Consider the following 15,909-nt stretch of genomic DNA (forward strand, 5'->3'; position numbering starts at 1 on the left):
AGAGTCCCGCAATGTTACGCATCATCTCCCTGAACCTCAATGGCATCCGCTCCGCGTGGAGCAAAAACGTCCAACCCTGGCTGGCTGCGCAACAGGCGGATGTCGTCTGCTTCCAGGAGCTCAAGGCGCAAGCCACCGACCTGGCGCCGGGGATGCTGGCGCCGGAAGGCATGCAAGCCTTCTATCATTGCGCCGAGAAAAAGGGCTACAGCGGTGTCGGTATCTGGACGCGGACGCCGCCGCGTGGTGTCGTCGAAGGCTTCGATGGCGGCGAGTTCGATGCCGAAGGGCGCTATCTGCGCGTCGATTTCGGCAACCTGTCGGTGATCTCCCTTTACCTGCCGTCGGGCTCGTCGTCGCCCGAGCGCCAGGAAGCGAAGTTCCGCTTCCTTGATCTCTTCCTGCCGCAGATGCAGGCGTTGCGCGCGGAAGGACGGGAAATCGTGCTGTGCGGCGACTGGAACATCGCGCATCGCGAGATCGACCTGAAGAACTGGAAATCGAACCAGAAAAACTCGGGTTTCCTGCCGGAAGAGCGCGCTTGGTTGACCCGGGTATTCGACGAACTTGGCTGGGTCGATGTCTATCGCCACCTCTATCCCGAAGTCGGCGAAGCGGCCTACACCTGGTGGAGTAATCGCGGGCAGGCCTGGGCCAAGAACGTCGGCTGGCGGATCGACTACCAGATCGCCACCCCGGGGATCGCAGCCACCGCCCGCCAGGCCTCGGTTTACAAGGAACAGCGTTTTTCCGACCATGCGCCGCTGATCGTCGATTACGACTATCAGCTTGCGGGCAATGCGATTTGATTTACGCCAGCGGAAGGGATAACCTGTAATCCCTGAATAACCGCTCCAAGACGAGGTTTCCAATGTCTGAACAAATGACCGCCGCGAACAAGGAAAAACTGGTTTCGGACCTGAAGGTCGTGATCGCCGATACCGAAGAACTGCTGCGTGCGACGACCGGCATGGCCGGCGAGAAGGTCGGGGAATTGCGCGAACGCCTGGGTGCCCGCCTGCGCGACGCCAAGGACCGTATGCTCGACCTCGAGCAGGCTCTGGTCGACAAGACCAAGGCAGCGGCTCGCGCTACCGACGACTTCGTGCACGACCAGCCGTGGAAGGCGGTCGGCGTTGCCGCCGCGCTGGGTCTGGCGCTCGGCGTGCTGATCGGCCGTCGCTAACCGGATGACTGGATCCGAAGGTGGCGAAGGCGGCCGGGAAAGCCTCTTCGCCGCGTTGAAGAACAGTGCCGCGACGCTGCTGTCGATCGGGCGGACGCGGGCCGAATTGCTCGTCCTCGAAATCGAGGAGGAGAAATACCGGCTCATCGCACTGTGGTCGAAGGCCATCGGCGCCGCCTTCCTGCTCACGCTGGCCGTGATCATGGCGGTATTCAGCCTCGCCCTGGCCTTCTGGGAGCAGCGTGTCCTGGTCTTTGGCGCCTTCGCCTTGCTCTTCTTCCTCGGTGCTGCCGTGTTGATTCTCGCCCTGCGCCGCCAGGTCAGGGCGCCCAGCCAGCTATTCCGCAGCAGCCTCGCCGAACTCGACACCGACCTCGCGCAATTGCGCGGGCAGCGCCGGGAATGAACGAGAAGCTGCTTGAGCTGGCCGCTCGCCGCGGCGCTCTCGGCGTACGTATCGCTGGCCAGCGGGAGGCCCTGGGCCGGCATGCGCGCGGGCTGGCCCCACTGTTTGCCACTGGCGATGCCGCGTTGCGCGGTGTTGACTGGCTCAAGCTGCACCCGGGGGCGGTGTTTGCCGCCGTCGCTGCGGCTGTTGTCTTGCGTCCGCGCCGTGCTTGGCGTTGGGCGGCGCGCGGCGTCTTCGTCTGGCGGGGCTGGCAGAAGCTGCGCAGTCTGTTGCACTGACCGTGGTGGAGCCTGTCGCAGCGACCAGTTCGGGCTGGTTCCGGCAACTGCTGTCTTCGCAACGGCGCGAAGCACGGCGCGTGATCGTCGAACTGATGGCGACGCGTGGCCTGATGCCCTTGTTGATGAAGGCGCGCAATGGCGAACCCTGGACGGCCGAGGAGCGCCGCATCCTGGTCGAGCATCTGCGCCGTCTGGCGCACCTGTCGCCTTACCTGATCGGTCTGCTGCTGCCGGGGTCGATCGTCCTGCTGCCGATCTACGCCTGGTGGCTGGATCGGCGCCGGATCAGCCGGCAGGATTAGTCGCCGGTGAGTCGTTCCAGGGGGCGACGCGCAGCAGCAGGAGCATCCCGGGGAAGGCGAACAGGAAACAGAGCCAGAAGAAGCTGGTCCAGCCCAGTGCTTCGACCAGCCAGCCGGCGCTGGCGTTGATGAAGGTGCGCGGCACCGCCATCAGGCTGGTGAACAGGGCCAGTTGGGTTGCCGTGTAGGCCGGGTGGGTGGTTCTTGCCATGAAGGCGACGAAGGCCGTGGTGCCGAGGCCGGCGCCGATCGCCTCGCCGGCGATGACGATGGCCAGCGTCGCCAGGCGGGCCGGGGTCGATTCGCCGGGGCCGATCCAGGCCATCCAGACGAAACCCAGTATGGTGACGATCTGGACGACGCCGAACAGCCACAGGGCGCGGTTGATGCCCAGTTTGACCATCCAGATGCCGCCCAGGATGCCGCCGGCGACCATCGGCCAGAGACCGGCGTTCTTGGCGATGATGCCGATCTCGGTCTTGCTGTAGCCCATGTCCAGATAGAAGGGGGTGGCGAGCGCCGTGCACAGCGAGTCGCCGAGCTTGTAGAAAAACAGGAAGGCGAGCACCAGCAGCGCCGACTGCACGCCGTGCCGGCCGAAAAATTCGCGGAAGGGCTCGACCACCGCGTCGCGCAGCGTGCGCGGTGTGCCGGTGGCGGCGCGTGGCTCGCCGACCGCCAGCGTCATCAGCAGGCCGGGGATCATGAAGGCGGCGGTGATCATGAACACCTGGCTCCACGGCAGGTGATCGGCGAGGATCAGCGACAGCGAGCCGGGCACCAGGCCGGCGATGCGGTAGGCATTGACGTGGATCGCGTTGCCCAGGCCGAGCTCTGCATCGGGCAGGATTTCGCGGCGGAAGGCGTCGAGCGCGATGTCCTGGGTGGCGGACAGGAAAGCGAGGAGGGCGGTCAGGCCGACGATCAGCATCAGGTCGGTGCGCGGCGAGAGTTGACCGAGCCAGCCGATCGCCGCGATCAGGCCGAGCTGCGAGACGAACATCCAGCTACGGCGCCGGCCGAGCCAGGGCAGGATGCCGTAGCGGTCGAGCAGCGGCGCCCAGATGAACTTCCAGGTGTAGGGAAACTGGATCAGCGCGAAGGCGCCGATGGTGCGCAGCGACAGCCCCTCCGTCTTCAACCAGGCGGGTACCAGGTTGAGCAGCAGGTAGAGCGGCAATCCGGAGGCGAAACCGGTGAAGATGCAGATCAGCATCCGCCTGTTCCACAACGCGGCCAGCCAGGCGGGCATCAGTGCGGGCGGGTCAGGCGGTAGACGGCGAGGCTGCCGAGGAAGTTCAGGTCGCGGGCCGTGTCGGCCTGGACGATCTCCCCGGCTTCGTCGAGCACGCGGCGCTCGACGATGATCAAGCCCATCTGTTCGCACAGCGCCTCGAAATCGAGCAAGGTGAAGAAGCGCACGTTGGGCGAGTCGTACCACTGGTATGGCAGGTCTTCCGAGACCGGCATGCGGCCGTCGAGCACCGAACGCAGGTTGCGCCAGTAGGCGAAGTTGGGGAAGGAAACGACCGCTTCGCGGCCGACGCGCAGCATTTCCCGCAGGATGCCCTCGGTGTGGCGCACCGTCTGCAGGGTGCGCGACAGCACGACGTGGTCGAAGGCGTCGTCGGCGAAATCCTTGAGGCCGTTTTCGAGGTTGCTCTGGATCACGTTGATGCCGTTGCGCATCGCCGCCAGCACGTTGGCGTCTTCGATATCGACGCCCCAGCCGTGCACGTTGCGGGTGTCGATCAGGTGCTTGAGCAGGGCGCCGTCGCCGCAGCCAAGGTCGAGCACCCGGTGACCGGGTTCGACCCAGGCGGCGATGACGTCGAAGTCGGGGCGTCCGAGCGTGTGGGTCATGGCTTGATGTTCCCCAGGAAGGCGGCGACCAGGCCGTGGTACTGCGGATCTTCCATCAGGAAGGAGTCGTGGCCGAAATTGAGGTCGATCTCGGCGTAGGAAACCTTGCGCCCGTTGGCCAGCAGCGCCGCGACGATTTCCCGGGAGCGGGCCGGCGAGAAGCGCCAGTCGGTGGTGAACGAGGCGACGAAGAAATTGGTGTCGCGATGCGTGCGCGCCATTGTTCTGACCAGGTCGCCGTCGTCGAGGCGTGCCGGGTCGAAGTAGTCGAGCGCCTTGGTCATCAACAGGTAGGTGTTGGCGTCGAAGTAGCCGGCGAATTTGTCGCCCTGGTAGCGCAGGTAGGATTCGACCTCGAACTCGACGTCGTAGTCGAAGGAAAACGAGCTGTTACGCAGTTCGCGGCCGAATTTCTCGCCCATCTGGTCATCGGATAGATAGGTGATGTGGCCGAGCATGCGCGCCAGGCGCAGGCCGCGTACCGGCCGCGTGCCGTGTTCGTAGAAGTGGCCGCCGTGAAAATCGGGGTCGGTCAGGATGGCCTGGCGGGCGACGTCGTTGAAGGCGATGTTCTGCGCGGTCAGCTTCGGCGCCGAAGCGATGATCAGCGCGTTGCGCACCCGTTCCGGGTAGGAAATGGTCCACCGCAGCGCCTGCATGCCGCCCAGACTGCCGCCCATCACCGCTGCCCAGCGGTCGATGCCGAAGACGTCGGCAAGGCGCGCCTGGGCATTGACCCAGTCGCTGACCGCGACGATCGGGAAATCGGCGCCCCAGGGCTTGCCGGTGGCCGGGTTGATCGACGACGGACCGGTTGAGCCGTGGCAGCCCCCGAGGTTGTTGAGGCCGACGATGAAGAATTTGTCGGTATCCAGCGGCCGCCCCGGGCCGATGATGTTGTCCCACCAGCCGACGTTCTGCGGCTGGTCGGCGTAATGACCGGCGACATGGTGGTGGCCGGAGAGCGCATGACAGACCAGGATGGCGTTCGATTTTGCGGCATTCAGCGTGCCGTAGGTCTCGACGGCAAGGTCGTAGGACGGCAGGACGCCGCCGCTGCGCAGAGGCAGCGGTTCGCTGAAATGGATGCGTTGCGCCTCGACGACGCCGACGGACTGTCCCGGCATGATGCTCCCGAAAACAAAAAACCCAGTTGGCCGAAACGCGAACTGGGCGGTTCCCGTTTTAGCTGCATTTTTGAGCGCCCGCAATCAGAGTACAAATCGGCGCTGCCGGATGATTTCGGCAGGAAGAAGATAACCAGCCCCCCGGGAAATGTCAATTCAGGCGGTTTGCAGTCATCAGCCGGCGCCAGGATTGCTTCATCGGCCCCGTACTTTGGTACCATTGCCCACCGGGGATTGATGAAAGAGGGGCAGGCATGATCGAGCAGCGGCGACATCAGCGCATCCGTTTCGGGGTTTCGCCCCCGGTCAGGATCGGCTATGGGGGGAAGACTGGCGAGGGTTCCGTCGAGAACCTGTCGATGTCGGGACTGATGTTGCGCAGTCCGGAGCCGCTTGATATCGGGCGCCTGGTCGGCTGCGAGTTTTCCCTGTTCGGTTCGCCGTTGATCGACATCGCGGTCAATATCGTCAGCCGGATCGGCGACGGATTGTATGGTGCCCGGTTCCAGATCGGACTGATCAACCAGGTGCTGATCGAGGATGCGATCCGCGACGCTCTGGCTTCCGGCAAGGCATCGGTGCTCTCGGTGCATGAACTGGCCGGGCGCAAGGTGATGCGTATCGTCGGCGGGCTCAACGGCGCCCTGCGCAACGATTTCATGCATGCCTTGACCCGGGTCGGCGTCGAAGAGCTCGATGTCGGCGGGGTGACCCTGGTCGAACAGGCCGGACTGGCGCTCTGCCTGGTGGCGACCGACCGGCACGGCGTGACCATCGGCAGTCGCTCCGCCTGTTTTGCCGATGCCTGGGCGCAGGCCGTACCGGCCCCGGGAACGCGCTGACTTGGGGCGGGTGATGCGGCGGCGTTATCTCTCCGCCTTGGTTTTCTTGTTTCCTTTCGGCTCGCTGCTGGCCGAGGACGAGTTGTTTTTCGCCGAACTGCCGGTGGTTGCCTCGGTCAGTCGCCTGCCGCAGCGCCTCGCCGACGCACCGGCTTCGGTGACGGTGATCGACCGGGAGATGATCCGCGCTTCCGGCTATCGTTCCCTCAACGATCTGTTCCGCCTGGTGCCGGGCTTCCAGACCTTTGCCCACAGCGATGTCGCGGCCCGGGTCAATTACCATGGAATCACGGATAACAACGATTTCTCGCCGCGGGTGCAGGTGCTGATCGACGGTCGTTCGTTGCATTCGCCGTTGTTCCGGGGTGGCGTCAATTGGGCGCTGATTCCCGTGGCCCTCGAGGATATCGAACGCATCGAGGTGGTGCGCGGCAGCAACAGCGTTTCCTACGGGACCAATGCCTTCCTCGGCGTCGTCAACATCGTTACCATCGATCCTTCCCTGGTGCGCGGTGTTTCGGTTTCCGCCAGCCGTGGTACGCAGGGGATCAACGATTACTCGGTGCGTGGCGGTGGCAAGCTGGGCGAGGCCGGGAACTTCCGCCTCAGCTACCAGCAGACCAGCGATGACGGCCTGAAAGGACGTTACGACTGGGAGGACAGCTACCGCAATCGTCGCTTCGACGCCCGTTTCGACTACGCGGTGAATTTGCGGGACAGCCTGGAATTCTCGCTGGGCAAGATCGAGGGGCGGTTCTTGTCGGGTTCGCTCGACAAGGTGACCCGTCTATCCGACCCTTGCGACGACCCCCTGCGCAATCGCGACGAGTCGTCCACCTGGATGCAGGCGCGCTGGTTGCGGGCGCTTTCCGAAACCGCCGATTTCTCGCTGCGTTACACCTTCAGCGAGGATCGCGGCGATAACGCCTATCGCATCGACCCGGTCACTTGCGGCGTGGTCCCGTATCCGAAGGTCAATGATTCCGGAGACTGGGGGCGCCGGCACGAAATCGAGGCCACCCACAACTTCGTGCCGATGGCGCAGACCCGGCTGGTCTGGGGGGCGAGCTGGCGGCATGACGAGATGGCGTCGAAAACCCTGATGCGTGACCGGGGTAGCGAGAGCCGCCAGGTCTGGCGCGCCTTTGCCAACGGCGAGTGGAAACCCATGACCTGGCTGACCGCCAACCTTGGCGCATCGAACGAGTACGACACGCTGGCCGGCAACCACCTGTCGCCGCGCGCCAGCGTGGCCTTCCACGTGACACCGGAAAATACCCTGCGTCTGGGCTATACCCAGGCCTGGCGGACGGCCAGCATCCTCGCCTATCGCGGCAACCATGTGGAGGTTGATGGCAGCCGGGTCGTCTCGCGCGGCAATCCGCATCTTCCCGCGGAGCGCCTGGACAGCTGGGAAATCGGCTATCTCGGCAACTGGCGCCAGTGGCGGATGAGTCTGGATGTCCGGCACTTCCGGGAGAAGGTTCGCGACCGCCTGATGGAAGTTCGACCGGATGCGTCGCGCGTGCTTTCCGAGCAGTCGATCCAGGACATCCGGATTGCCGGCTACGAACTGCAGTGGCGGTGGCAACCGCTGGATTCGACGCGTTTGTTGATCAATCATGCCAGTTTGAGGCTGGATAGCCGACTATCGGACAATGGCGAGGTGATCCAGGCCACGCCGGGCAGCCATTTCAGTGACGCCAATGGGCTGGCGACCGGCCCGGACGGTCTGCCCGAACCTCAGTACGCGGTCTATCAGCGCCTTGCCGAGGGTTCCGCGCCGCGTCGCTCTTCATCGCTGATGTGGATGCAGAAGCTGCCGGCGGGGTTCGATTTCTCGCTGATGCGCTACTGGGTCGATGCGATCAAATGGACGCGCAATACCGACGCCGAGAAATATTATCGGACCGATGCCCGCCTCGCCTACAGCTTCAAGTTTGCCGGGCAGCGCGGTGAGCTCGCCTATACCGCGCAGTCGCTCGAAGGCAGCCACGCCGAACAGCGCAAGAGCGGCACGAAGCCGAACGGCCGTTACGTCGACCGGCGGCACTGGCTGACCTTGCGTCTCGATTTCTGAACTTGCCGCTCAGGCGCGCATGCCGCGCATGACGGCGCCTTCGAACCAGGCCTCGAAAGGTTCGCGCGGGCCGACCGCCTTGCCTAGCGCGTAGGCGATGCCGAGCTTGCGCAGGTGTTCGAGCGAGGGGGTGTCGTCGACATCTTCGGCAATCGAGAAGATCTGCTGTTCGGCGGTGATTTCGAGGATCGCGCGCAACAGCGCGGTGGAACTGAGACCGTCGCTGATGTCCCGGGTCAGGCTCTGGCTGAGCCGGACATAGGCCGGCTGGAGGGTGCGTAGCTGGGTGAAGGAGGCGACCCCGCCGCCAAATTCGGTGAGCGCGATCTGGCAGCCGAGCTCGCGCATGCGCCGGGAAAATTCGATCAGCAGGCTGGTATGGTGGGTGCCGACTTCTTCCGGGAACATCAGGCACAGCCCTTCGCCCCGCACGCCGGCGGCGGCCAGGTTGCCGGCAATGAAATCGCCGGTCTTGGCGCTGGTGATGGCGGCCCGCGATAGCGGCACCATGCACTGCATCTTCAGTTGTTGTCCCTGCGCCCGGACCAGCGAACGAATCGCCGTTTCCAGGAAATGGTGGTCGAAGACCGTCGCCATGTCGTAGCGCTCGGCGGCGTCGATCAGCGCGCTCAGGGCGATCGGCGCCTGTCCCGCCTCGTTGAGGCGGGCGCTGATCTCGGCCATCGGCCCGTGCGGCACGCCCGGTTGCAGCGGGCGGACCGGGATCGCCTCGACGATCAGGCGGCCTTCGGACAGCGCGCTGGCCAACCGGCTGGCCCAGTTGCCGCGGTCGCGCCGGCGGTCGGTCGGCGCTGCCGGTGCCATCTCGCAGACCCGGTTGCGCCCGCTTTCCTTGGCCTGCAGGCAGGCGGCGTCGCTCAGGGCGAAGATTTCATGAACGTCGCGCACGTCGCGGGTGACCGGCGCCAGGCCGATGCTGGCGCCGATGGCGAAGATCTTGTCCTGCCAGACGAAACGGTATTCGGCCGAGAGGGCGCAGATGTCCTGCGCCACCTGGCGGGCCTTGGCGAGACTGCAATTGGCCAGCATGATGCCGAATTCGTCGCCGCCCAGGCGGGCCAGCGTGTCTTCCTCGCGCAGGCGTCCCTGGAAGAGGAGGGCGATCTGGCGCAGCAGTTCGTCGCCGGCGATGTGGCCGCAGGCATCGTTGACCGCCTTGAAGCGGTCGAGGTCGATGTAGAGCACGCTGAATTCGTCGCCCCCGGCATGGACGGCGGCCAGCGCCTTGTCGAGGCGCAGTTCGAACTCGCGCCGGTTGACCAGCCCGGTCAGGGCGTCGTGGCGGGCCTGGAAGACCAGCTGGGCGGTGGCTTCCTCGATCCGCGTCTGCATCGACTGGTGGGCTTCTTCGATATGGCTGGCCATCTCGTTGAAGCCGTCCTCGAGTACCCGCAGTTCGCCGCTCGAACTGGCCTGGACGCGGGTGTCGAAACGTCCGGCCGACATGTTGCGGACGGCGGCGGCAAGGCGCTGCAGGGGGCGCGCCAGATGGTCGGCCATGGCGATGGCGAGCACGCCCATCAGGCCGAGACCGCAGAGGACGGCGATGAAGCCCTGCAGCATCAGCTCCTTCTGGCGGACCTGCAGCTCTTCCTTGTCCAGCTCGATGAAGACATGGCCGATGGTTTCCTGCGGGTTTTCGTCGAGGCCGGCGATGTCGAACAGGGGATCGCTGTCGCTCTGGCTGCGCACGACCGGCGCGCCGAAGGCAATCCAGGTGTCGCCTTCGCCGACCAGCGCGGGCGCGTTCAGTCGCTGGCGGATGGCTTCGGCGGAGAGCGAGACGCGCCCGCTGACGGCCAGGGTACGACCTTTCGGGTTGACGATGATTGCCGCCTTGATCCCGGGTTCCTGCATGGCGGCCTGGACCAGGCCATAAACGCTGTCCATCTGGCCGGCGATGATGCCGTATTCGCTGATCGGTGCCAGGTAGCGGACGGTGGCCAGGCCTTTGGCGCGTAGCTGGTTTTCCAGGGTGCTGATGCCGGTGATGGCGAAATAAACGACGAGCAGCGTGGTGATCAGGGCGCTGGGCAGCAGCGTCAGAACCAGCAGGCGTTGGCGCAGGGTCAGGTTCTTCATGGATTGACTTCACTGGCTAGCAGTTTCTGGAACAGATCGCTTTCCTCCGGCAGGCGGAGGCCGAAGGCGTCGGCGACGCTGCGGTTGATGTCGATCGAGAATTTTGACGGGCTGACCGGAGACGGTAGCCGGGTGCCATGCGCGATGAGCAGATCGGCCGCCTGGCGGCCAATCTGCTGCGGCGTCGAGTACAGCGCGGCGAGCGCGCCGGCCTTGACCATGGCGGGCGAGAAGGCGATCACCGGCCGCCGGTGGCGATACGAGGTGATCAGGATGGCCTTGATCGTGTTGCGCGAATAGAGCATTGGATCGGGCAGGGCGAGCAGCACTTCGCTGCGCTGCATCAGCGCTTCCAGCGTCGGCAGGATGTATTCCTCGCCGTTGGCGAACTCGCTGACCGGTTGCAGACGTTGGCCGGCGAGGGCAGCGCGCAGGTTGTCGGCTTGCTGGCGGGACTGTTCGCTGAGCAGCAGCCCGACCCGCTGCAGTTCGGGGAAGAGCAGGCGCAGCAGACGCGCCTGACGCTGTGCCGGCTGGTCGAGATAGATTGCCGAGATTGCCGGCGGGCGGCTGGCCCCGGTCTGGCCTTGGTAGGCGTGCTCGGTGAGCAGGGTGGCGAGGACCGGTACCTTCGGTGAGCTGGCCAGCGCTTTGCGCAGGGCTTCGCTGCCGGCAGTGACGATCAGTGCGACCGGTTGGCGTTCGGGAGCATGCAGTTCGGTATCGGTGTAGCTGACCTGCCAGTTGCTGCCTTTGAGCCGCTGCTGCAGGCTGCTCGCAAATTCCTGGTAGGGGGCGCTGTTGTCGGCCAGGACGATGGCGATTTCGCCCGCCCGCGCAGCCAGGGCGAGCAGGGAAAAGACCAGGAGAATCAATGCCGAACGCAACATGCAATAACTATAGGGGTTTGCGTGATGCCATGGCAATAAGCGTTTTCCGTCAGGCGTCCTCGGGCCAGAGGATTTCTTCCAGCAGCGGCAGGCCTTCGCTGATCGCTACCGGTCCCGGGGTCAGGATGATTGCCGACTTGATCTCGTGCAGCCGACCATGGGCGACGGCCGGTATGGTCTGCCAGCCCGGACGGGCGGCGACCCGCTCGGGACGGAAGTGCTTGCCGCACCAGGAGCCGATGATGATGTCCGGGGCGGCGGCAATCACTTCTTCCGACGTCGGCCGGCGGTCGGCGGCGAGCGGCGAACGGGCGCGTTCGGCGAAGACATCCTCGCCGCCGGCAATGCCGATCAGTTCGGAAACCCAGCGCAGGCCGCTGATCAGCGGCTCGTCCCATTCCTCGAAATAGACGCGCGGCCGGCGGCCGCACTGGGCAATGCGTGTTTCGGCCATCGCCCGAGCCTGCGCGATCTGCACTTCCAGCCCGGCGACCAGCGCCTGCGCCCGATCGTCCGCGCCGACCAGGCGGCCGACGGTCTCGATCATCGCCAGGATGTCGTCGACGCTGCGCATGTTCAGCGCGTAGACCGGAATGCCGGCCTTGATCAGGTCGCGCGCGATGTCGGCCTGGAGATCGGAGAAGGTCAGCACCAGGTCCGGTTCGACGGCGAGGATCTTGGCGATGTCGCCGCTGGTGAAGGCGAAGACCTTCGGCTTTTCCTTTCGCGCCTGCGGCGGGCGGACGGTGTAGCCGCTGATGCCGACGATGCGGTCCTGCTCGCCAAGCGCGTAGAGGACTTCGACGGTTTCGGTGGTCAGGCAGACGATGCGCTGGGGCAGGCGGGGCATGGTGTTCTCACTTGGGGCGACGGCTGCGTGCGACATCGAGGTAGTCGCAGAGTTTCGCCGTGCCGTCGAGAATGCGCGGCGTGTGGCGCTGCATGATGTCCGGGTTGATGTGGAAGAGGTTGCCGCGCCGGACCGCGGTCAGGCGCTTCCACTGCTGCCAGTCGTCGAGCCATTCCGGTTTGGCGTCGCCCATGCCGGTGGCGACGATGGCTTCCGGATCGGCCTCGATCACCGCTTCCAGGCTGACTCGCGGCGCCATCTGCTCGAGCTGGCCGAAAACGTTGTCGCCGCCGCAGATGCGCATCGCGTCGCTGATGATCTGCGGGCCGCCGACCGTCATCAGCGGCGCTTTCCAGATTTGGTAAAAAGTGCGCACTTTCGGCTTGCCGGCGTTGCCGCCCTGCAGCGCGGCGAGACGCTCGCGGAACTGGCGGGCGGCGGCGTCGGCAACGGCCGAGGTGCCGGCGAGGCGGCCGAAACGTTCGAGTTGGCCGGCAACGTCGGCGATCCGGTTGGGCTGGACGATGAAGACGGTGAGGCCGAGCGCGCGCAGCTTGTCGGCCTGCGCCATGTTGTTGCCGCTTTCCCAGGCCAGCACCACGTCAGGCTTGAGGGCGACGACGGCTTCCAGATCGATGCGCGAATAGCCGCCGACACGCGGCACTTTCTTCGCCGCCGGCGGGTAGTCGCTGTAATCGACGGTGCCCACCAGCTTGTCGCCGGCGCCGGCTGCGAACAGCGTTTCGGCGATGTGCGGGGCGAGGGCGACGATGCGTCGCGCCGGCTCGCGCAGGCGGACTTCTCGGCCGCTGTCGTCACGCACGACGATTTCGGCGTGGGCGCCGCCCAGGCAGGCGGTGGCAAGCAAGGCAAAGAGACAGCGTTTCATGCGGGCTTCCACTCCGTGAGCGCGTCGGCCAGGCGCTGCCAGCCGGCTTCGTCGGGCGGCAGGCCAAAGCGCAGCAGCGGGTTGGTTTCGTAGCGGCGGGTGAGGATGGCGCGGCGCGCCAGGTGTTCGTGCAGCTCGGCGGTGGTCGGCGCGTTCAAGGTCGCGAACAGCGGCGTTGCCTTGACCTCGCCGAGCGGCGCCAGCAACTGGCGCAGGCGTTCGCCGTCGACGTGCAGGCGCTGCCGGGTCGTTGTCTGCCAGGCGTTGTCGGCCAGTGCCAGCGTGGCCGCGGCGCGCGACGGGCCGGCGATGCTCCACGGCCCGATCGCCTCAGCCAGCTTCGCCAGCAGCTCGGGGGCGGCGAACAGGAAGCCGACGCGCAGCCCGGCCAGGCCGAAGAACTTGCCGAGCGAGCGGAAGACGATCAGGTTAGGCGCGTCCGCCGTGCCGGCCAGCGGCGTCAGGCTGTCGTCCGGCGTCGCGTCAATGAAGGCCTCGTCGACGATCAGCCAGCCGCCGCGCTTTTTCAGTTGCGCTGCGGCGTCGACCGCGAGATCGCGCGGATGGCGGTCGGCGGTCGGGTTGTTCGGGTTGCACAGCAGCACGTAGGGCGTTGCCGCCGCCAGCGCGCGCGGCAGCGTCGCGTTTTGCAGGAAGCGCAGCTTGTGGCCGGCGCGCTGCCAGGCCTGCGGATGTTCGTTGTAGAGCGGCGCGATGCAGGCCACCGCGGCGCGCGGCAGCAGCGCCGGCAGCCACTGGATGGCGGCTTGCGAGCCGGCCACCGGCAGCAGGTTGGCGTTGCCGTAGTAGGCGGCAGCGGCGGCTTCGAGGCCGTCGTTGTCTTCTGGCAGGCGCTGCCAGGCTGCCGCCGGCAATGGCGGCACCGGCCAACCCAGTGGGTTGATGCCGGTGGACAGGTCGAGCCAGTCGGCGAGCGGGAGGTCGTAGTGGGCCGCGGCTTCGCGCAGGCGGCCGCCATGGTCAAGCATGCAGGGCTCCGATCAGGAAAAGAACGGCCAGCCACAGCCACAGGCTGCGCCGGATCAGCGTGATCGCCCGGCCGAGGTCGGCGGCGACCGGCGCCGGGCCGCAGCCGAGTGGCGGGCGGATTTCCTCGCGGCCGTGGTAGATGGCGGCGCCGCCGCATTGCACGCCGAGGCTGCCGGCGCCCGCCGCCATCACCGGGCCGGCGTTCGGGCTTTCCCAGCCCGGCGCCTGGGCCCGCCAGCAGGCCAGCGCGTCGCGCCAGCGGCCGAGCAGGGCATAGCTCAGCGCGGTCAGCCGCGCCGGCAGCCAGTTGAGCGCGTCGTCAACGCGGGCGGCCCAGCGGCCGTACAGGTTGTAGCGTTCGGTACGGTAACCCCACATCGCGTCGAGCGTGTTGGCCAGCCGGAAGAGCAGGGCGCCGGGGCCGCCGAGCAGGGCGAACCAGAACAGCGCGCCGAAGATCGCGTCGTTGCCGTTCTCCAGTACCGACTCGACGCCGGCCTTGGCGACGCCGGATTCGTCGAGTGCTGCGGTATCGCGGGAAACGATCCAGCCGACGCGCTGCCGTGCCTCGTCGAGGCGCCCTTCGCGCAGCGGCCGGGCGACCGCTTCGGCGTGTTCGCACAGGCTGCGCGCGCCGAGCGAAAAATAGAGCAGCAGCACGTCGACCGCGAACGGTGCGAGCGGCCGCAAGGCCAGCGCCAGCGCCACCCAGGGCAGCACCGCCAGCGCCCAGCCGAGCACGCCGCCGGCAATCGTGCGCCGGTTCAGGCGTATTTCGATCGCCGCCGCCAGCGTGCCGAAGCCGATCAGCGGGTGAAAGCGCCGCACTTCGCCGAACAGGCGGTCGAGCAGCACGGCGGCGAGCGCCGCCAGCGGCATGGCGTAGGGGCCGGCGAGCAGGTTCAGTTCGGCCATTGGCGGGCCAGGGCGATGGCGGCGTCGATTGCCGCGCGCGCCTGCGGGCTGTTGTGCCAGCAGGTCGAACCGATCATGCGGGCGATGTGCAAGGTGACGACGGCGGTTTCTTCGGTGGCCAGGCGGTCCAGCGGCGCGTAGCCGGCGTCTTCGAGGCGGCGGATCACCGTCGGGCCGACGCCGGGCAGGGCGAGCAGCGCGGCGCGCTGGTCGGCCGGGAAGGTGCTGCTCATGCGCCGCGCTCCGCCGCGGCGAGCGCCGACAGTGCGGCGGTCAATCCGGCATTTTCGGGTAAATCGCGCGTCCCCCACTGTTCGTGGAAGACCAGTTCCTCGACCGGCAGGCGCGGCAGCCAGCCGGCGCTTTCGAGTTCCGGGCGGTCCTTGAAATGGCTGACTTGGCCGATGCACAGGTAGGCAATCGGCACGATGTGGTGCGGAATACCGAGTGCGTCCTGCAGGGCACGCTCGTGGAAGATGCTGACCCAGCCGACGCCCAGCCCCTCGGCGCGCGCCGCCAGCCACAGGTTCTGCACTGCACACACGCTGCTATACAGGTCCATGGTCGGCATGTGGGTGCGGCCGAGCACTACCGGGCCGCTGCGCGAGCGGTCGCAGGTGATGCACAGGTTCACCGGCGCGTCGAGGATGCCCTGCAGCTTCAATTTGCTGTAGATCTCGCGCTTCTCGTCGGGGAACATCCGTTCGGCCTCGGCGTTGGCTTCGCGGAAGATGTCGTGCACCCGCTGTTTCACGTCCGCCGAGCGGACGACCAGGAAATTCCACGGCTGCATGAAGCCGACCGAAGGCGCGTGATGCGCCGCCAGCAGGATGCGCGCGAGCTGGTCGTCGGCGACCGGGTCGGGCAGGAACTGGCCGCGCACGTCGCGGCGGTTGAAGATGGCACGATAGACGGCGGCCCGTTCGGCCTCGGAAAAAGCGAGCTGGTTTTCCATGGATTCCCCTTCTGGAAACGCGAAGGCACCCGTCCACGGCGCCGTGTGACGTCTCCCGGCCGGTCTTCTGACTCGGATTCATCCGCTGCCGCGCCTTCCCGGTCGAAACCAGTGGCCTGATGCGGCGAACGTCCTCCTTACAGCGTTGGGCACGTGGCGGATTCGCACCGCCTTCCCGATTCTCCTGCCGGCAAAGCCGGAAGGCACCCGGAGACACAATCCCGACT

The 15,909-nt window shown here is 66.4% G+C and carries 18 protein-coding genes and 1 riboswitch; of the genes, 7 read left to right on the forward strand and 11 right to left on the reverse strand.

What is annotated here, in order from left to right; genetic code table 11:
• Nucleotides 1-11 precede the first annotated feature (11 nt).
• From AC0KWY_RS14925 to AC0KWY_RS14945, 5 genes are all read left to right on the forward strand, one after another.
• Nucleotides 12-809: an exodeoxyribonuclease III gene (locus tag AC0KWY_RS14925; protein ID WP_474026280.1), complete on the forward strand. Its 798-nt coding sequence runs from the start codon at nt 12-14 to the stop codon at nt 807-809.
• A gap of 62 nt (nt 810-871) precedes the next feature.
• Entirely contained in the window at nt 872-1,186 is a 315-nt protein-coding gene (locus AC0KWY_RS14930) for an ElaB/YgaM/YqjD family protein (RefSeq protein ID WP_474026281.1), read from the forward strand.
• Nucleotides 1,187-1,190: 4 nt separating this feature from the next.
• The gene (locus AC0KWY_RS14935) at nt 1,191-1,592 is read left to right on the forward strand and encodes a phage holin family protein (protein WP_474026282.1); all 402 of its coding nucleotides are present in this window, start codon (nt 1,191-1,193) and stop codon (nt 1,590-1,592) included.
• Complete coding sequence (locus AC0KWY_RS14940; protein ID WP_474026283.1) at nt 1,589-1,873, forward strand: YqjK family protein; 285 nt, start codon at nt 1,589-1,591, stop codon at nt 1,871-1,873. Before AC0KWY_RS14935 ends, AC0KWY_RS14940 begins: the two co-directional genes overlap by 4 nt.
• A gap of 5 nt (nt 1,874-1,878) precedes the next feature.
• A complete protein-coding gene (locus AC0KWY_RS14945; protein WP_474026284.1) occupies nt 1,879-2,178 on the forward strand; it encodes a hypothetical protein in 300 nt (99 codons plus the stop codon).
• Here AC0KWY_RS14945 and AC0KWY_RS14950 read toward each other — a convergent pair.
• Genes AC0KWY_RS14950 through metX form a run of 3 tightly spaced genes read right to left on the reverse strand, consistent with a single transcriptional unit; the run spans nt 2,162 to nt 5,171 of the window.
• Nucleotides 2,162-3,394, reverse strand: a complete 1,233-nt coding sequence (locus tag AC0KWY_RS14950; RefSeq protein WP_474026285.1) for an AmpG family muropeptide MFS transporter — start codon at nt 3,392-3,394, stop codon at nt 2,162-2,164. The two genes, AC0KWY_RS14945 and AC0KWY_RS14950, sit on opposite strands and share 17 nt — an antisense overlap.
• A gap of 35 nt (nt 3,395-3,429) precedes the next feature.
• Complete coding sequence (metW, locus tag AC0KWY_RS14955; RefSeq protein ID WP_474026286.1) at nt 3,430-4,041, reverse strand: methionine biosynthesis protein MetW; 612 nt, start codon at nt 4,039-4,041, stop codon at nt 3,430-3,432.
• A complete protein-coding gene (gene metX, locus AC0KWY_RS14960) occupies nt 4,038-5,171 on the reverse strand; it encodes a homoserine O-succinyltransferase MetX (protein WP_474029737.1) in 1,134 nt (377 codons plus the stop codon). The genes metW and metX overlap by 4 nt, the downstream gene beginning before the upstream one ends.
• A gap of 251 nt (nt 5,172-5,422) precedes the next feature.
• Here metX and AC0KWY_RS14965 point away from each other — a divergent pair, with 251 nt between their 5' ends.
• Both AC0KWY_RS14965 and AC0KWY_RS14970 read left to right on the forward strand, forming a co-directional pair.
• A complete protein-coding gene (locus AC0KWY_RS14965) occupies nt 5,423-6,010 on the forward strand; it encodes a PilZ domain-containing protein (RefSeq protein WP_474026287.1) in 588 nt (195 codons plus the stop codon).
• Between the two features lie 13 nt (nt 6,011-6,023).
• The gene (locus AC0KWY_RS14970; protein WP_474026288.1) at nt 6,024-8,090 is read left to right on the forward strand and encodes a TonB-dependent receptor plug domain-containing protein; all 2,067 of its coding nucleotides are present in this window, start codon (nt 6,024-6,026) and stop codon (nt 8,088-8,090) included.
• 9 nt (nt 8,091-8,099) lie between these two features.
• Here AC0KWY_RS14970 and AC0KWY_RS14975 read toward each other — a convergent pair whose 3' ends face one another.
• From AC0KWY_RS14975 to bluB, 8 genes are read right to left on the reverse strand one after another with little or no spacing between them, the layout of a single operon-like run.
• Nucleotides 8,100-10,193: a diguanylate cyclase domain-containing protein gene (locus AC0KWY_RS14975; RefSeq protein ID WP_474026289.1), complete on the reverse strand. Its 2,094-nt coding sequence runs from the start codon at nt 10,191-10,193 to the stop codon at nt 8,100-8,102.
• The gene (locus AC0KWY_RS14980) at nt 10,190-11,083 is read right to left on the reverse strand and encodes an ABC transporter substrate-binding protein (protein ID WP_474026290.1); all 894 of its coding nucleotides are present in this window, start codon (nt 11,081-11,083) and stop codon (nt 10,190-10,192) included. The genes AC0KWY_RS14975 and AC0KWY_RS14980 overlap by 4 nt, the downstream gene beginning before the upstream one ends.
• A gap of 49 nt (nt 11,084-11,132) precedes the next feature.
• Nucleotides 11,133-11,933, reverse strand: a complete 801-nt coding sequence (locus AC0KWY_RS14985) for a cobalamin-binding protein (RefSeq protein ID WP_474026291.1) — start codon at nt 11,931-11,933, stop codon at nt 11,133-11,135.
• A gap of 7 nt (nt 11,934-11,940) precedes the next feature.
• Entirely contained in the window at nt 11,941-12,822 is an 882-nt protein-coding gene (locus AC0KWY_RS14990; RefSeq protein WP_474026292.1) for a cobalamin-binding protein, read from the reverse strand.
• A complete protein-coding gene (gene cobD, locus AC0KWY_RS14995) occupies nt 12,819-13,811 on the reverse strand; it encodes a threonine-phosphate decarboxylase CobD (RefSeq protein ID WP_474026293.1) in 993 nt (330 codons plus the stop codon). The genes AC0KWY_RS14990 and cobD overlap by 4 nt, the downstream gene beginning before the upstream one ends.
• Complete coding sequence (cbiB, locus tag AC0KWY_RS15000) at nt 13,804-14,727, reverse strand: adenosylcobinamide-phosphate synthase CbiB (RefSeq protein ID WP_474026294.1); 924 nt, start codon at nt 14,725-14,727, stop codon at nt 13,804-13,806. The genes cobD and cbiB overlap by 8 nt, the downstream gene beginning before the upstream one ends.
• Nucleotides 14,715-14,960 (reverse strand): hypothetical protein, encoded by a 246-nt coding sequence (locus tag AC0KWY_RS15005; RefSeq protein ID WP_474026295.1) that lies wholly within the window; start codon nt 14,958-14,960, stop codon nt 14,715-14,717. The genes cbiB and AC0KWY_RS15005 overlap by 13 nt, the downstream gene beginning before the upstream one ends.
• Nucleotides 14,957-15,682 (reverse strand): 5,6-dimethylbenzimidazole synthase, encoded by a 726-nt coding sequence (bluB, locus tag AC0KWY_RS15010; protein WP_474026296.1) that lies wholly within the window; start codon nt 15,680-15,682, stop codon nt 14,957-14,959. Before bluB ends, AC0KWY_RS15005 begins: the two co-directional genes overlap by 4 nt.
• Before the next feature lie 40 nt (nt 15,683-15,722).
• Nucleotides 15,723-15,898, reverse strand: a riboswitch (cobalamin riboswitch).
• Nucleotides 15,899-15,909: the final 11 nt, after the last annotated feature.

The sequence above is a fragment of the Azonexus sp. MM2026_4 genome (assembly GCF_055901855.1).

What these genes read in the sequence shown, in the direction of transcription:
- AC0KWY_RS14980 (WP_474026290.1), bottom strand. Translation starts at nt 11,083, where the DNA reads ATGTTGCGTTCGGCATTGATTCTCCTGGTCTTTTCCCTGCTCGCCCTG.
- AC0KWY_RS14935 (WP_474026282.1), top strand. Translation starts at nt 1,191, where the DNA reads ATGACTGGATCCGAAGGTGGCGAAGGCGGCCGGGAAAGCCTCTTCGCC.
- AC0KWY_RS14970 (WP_474026288.1), top strand. Translation starts at nt 6,024, where the DNA reads ATGCGGCGGCGTTATCTCTCCGCCTTGGTTTTCTTGTTTCCTTTCGGC.
- AC0KWY_RS14990 (WP_474026292.1), bottom strand. Translation starts at nt 12,822, where the DNA reads ATGAAACGCTGTCTCTTTGCCTTGCTTGCCACCGCCTGCCTGGGCGGC.
- AC0KWY_RS14930 (WP_474026281.1), top strand. Translation starts at nt 872, where the DNA reads ATGTCTGAACAAATGACCGCCGCGAACAAGGAAAAACTGGTTTCGGAC.
- cobD (WP_474026293.1), bottom strand. Translation starts at nt 13,811, where the DNA reads ATGCTTGACCATGGCGGCCGCCTGCGCGAAGCCGCGGCCCACTACGAC.
- metW (WP_474026286.1), bottom strand. Translation starts at nt 4,041, where the DNA reads ATGACCCACACGCTCGGACGCCCCGACTTCGACGTCATCGCCGCCTGG.
- AC0KWY_RS14985 (WP_474026291.1), bottom strand. Translation starts at nt 11,933, where the DNA reads ATGCCCCGCCTGCCCCAGCGCATCGTCTGCCTGACCACCGAAACCGTC.
- AC0KWY_RS14950 (WP_474026285.1), bottom strand. Translation starts at nt 3,394, where the DNA reads ATGCTGATCTGCATCTTCACCGGTTTCGCCTCCGGATTGCCGCTCTAC.
- cbiB (WP_474026294.1), bottom strand. Translation starts at nt 14,727, where the DNA reads ATGGCCGAACTGAACCTGCTCGCCGGCCCCTACGCCATGCCGCTGGCG.
- AC0KWY_RS14940 (WP_474026283.1), top strand. Translation starts at nt 1,589, where the DNA reads ATGAACGAGAAGCTGCTTGAGCTGGCCGCTCGCCGCGGCGCTCTCGGC.
- AC0KWY_RS14975 (WP_474026289.1), bottom strand. Translation starts at nt 10,193, where the DNA reads ATGAAGAACCTGACCCTGCGCCAACGCCTGCTGGTTCTGACGCTGCTG.
- AC0KWY_RS14925 (WP_474026280.1), top strand. Translation starts at nt 12, where the DNA reads ATGTTACGCATCATCTCCCTGAACCTCAATGGCATCCGCTCCGCGTGG.
- AC0KWY_RS15005 (WP_474026295.1), bottom strand. Translation starts at nt 14,960, where the DNA reads ATGAGCAGCACCTTCCCGGCCGACCAGCGCGCCGCGCTGCTCGCCCTG.
- bluB (WP_474026296.1), bottom strand. Translation starts at nt 15,682, where the DNA reads ATGGAAAACCAGCTCGCTTTTTCCGAGGCCGAACGGGCCGCCGTCTAT.
- AC0KWY_RS14965 (WP_474026287.1), top strand. Translation starts at nt 5,423, where the DNA reads ATGATCGAGCAGCGGCGACATCAGCGCATCCGTTTCGGGGTTTCGCCC.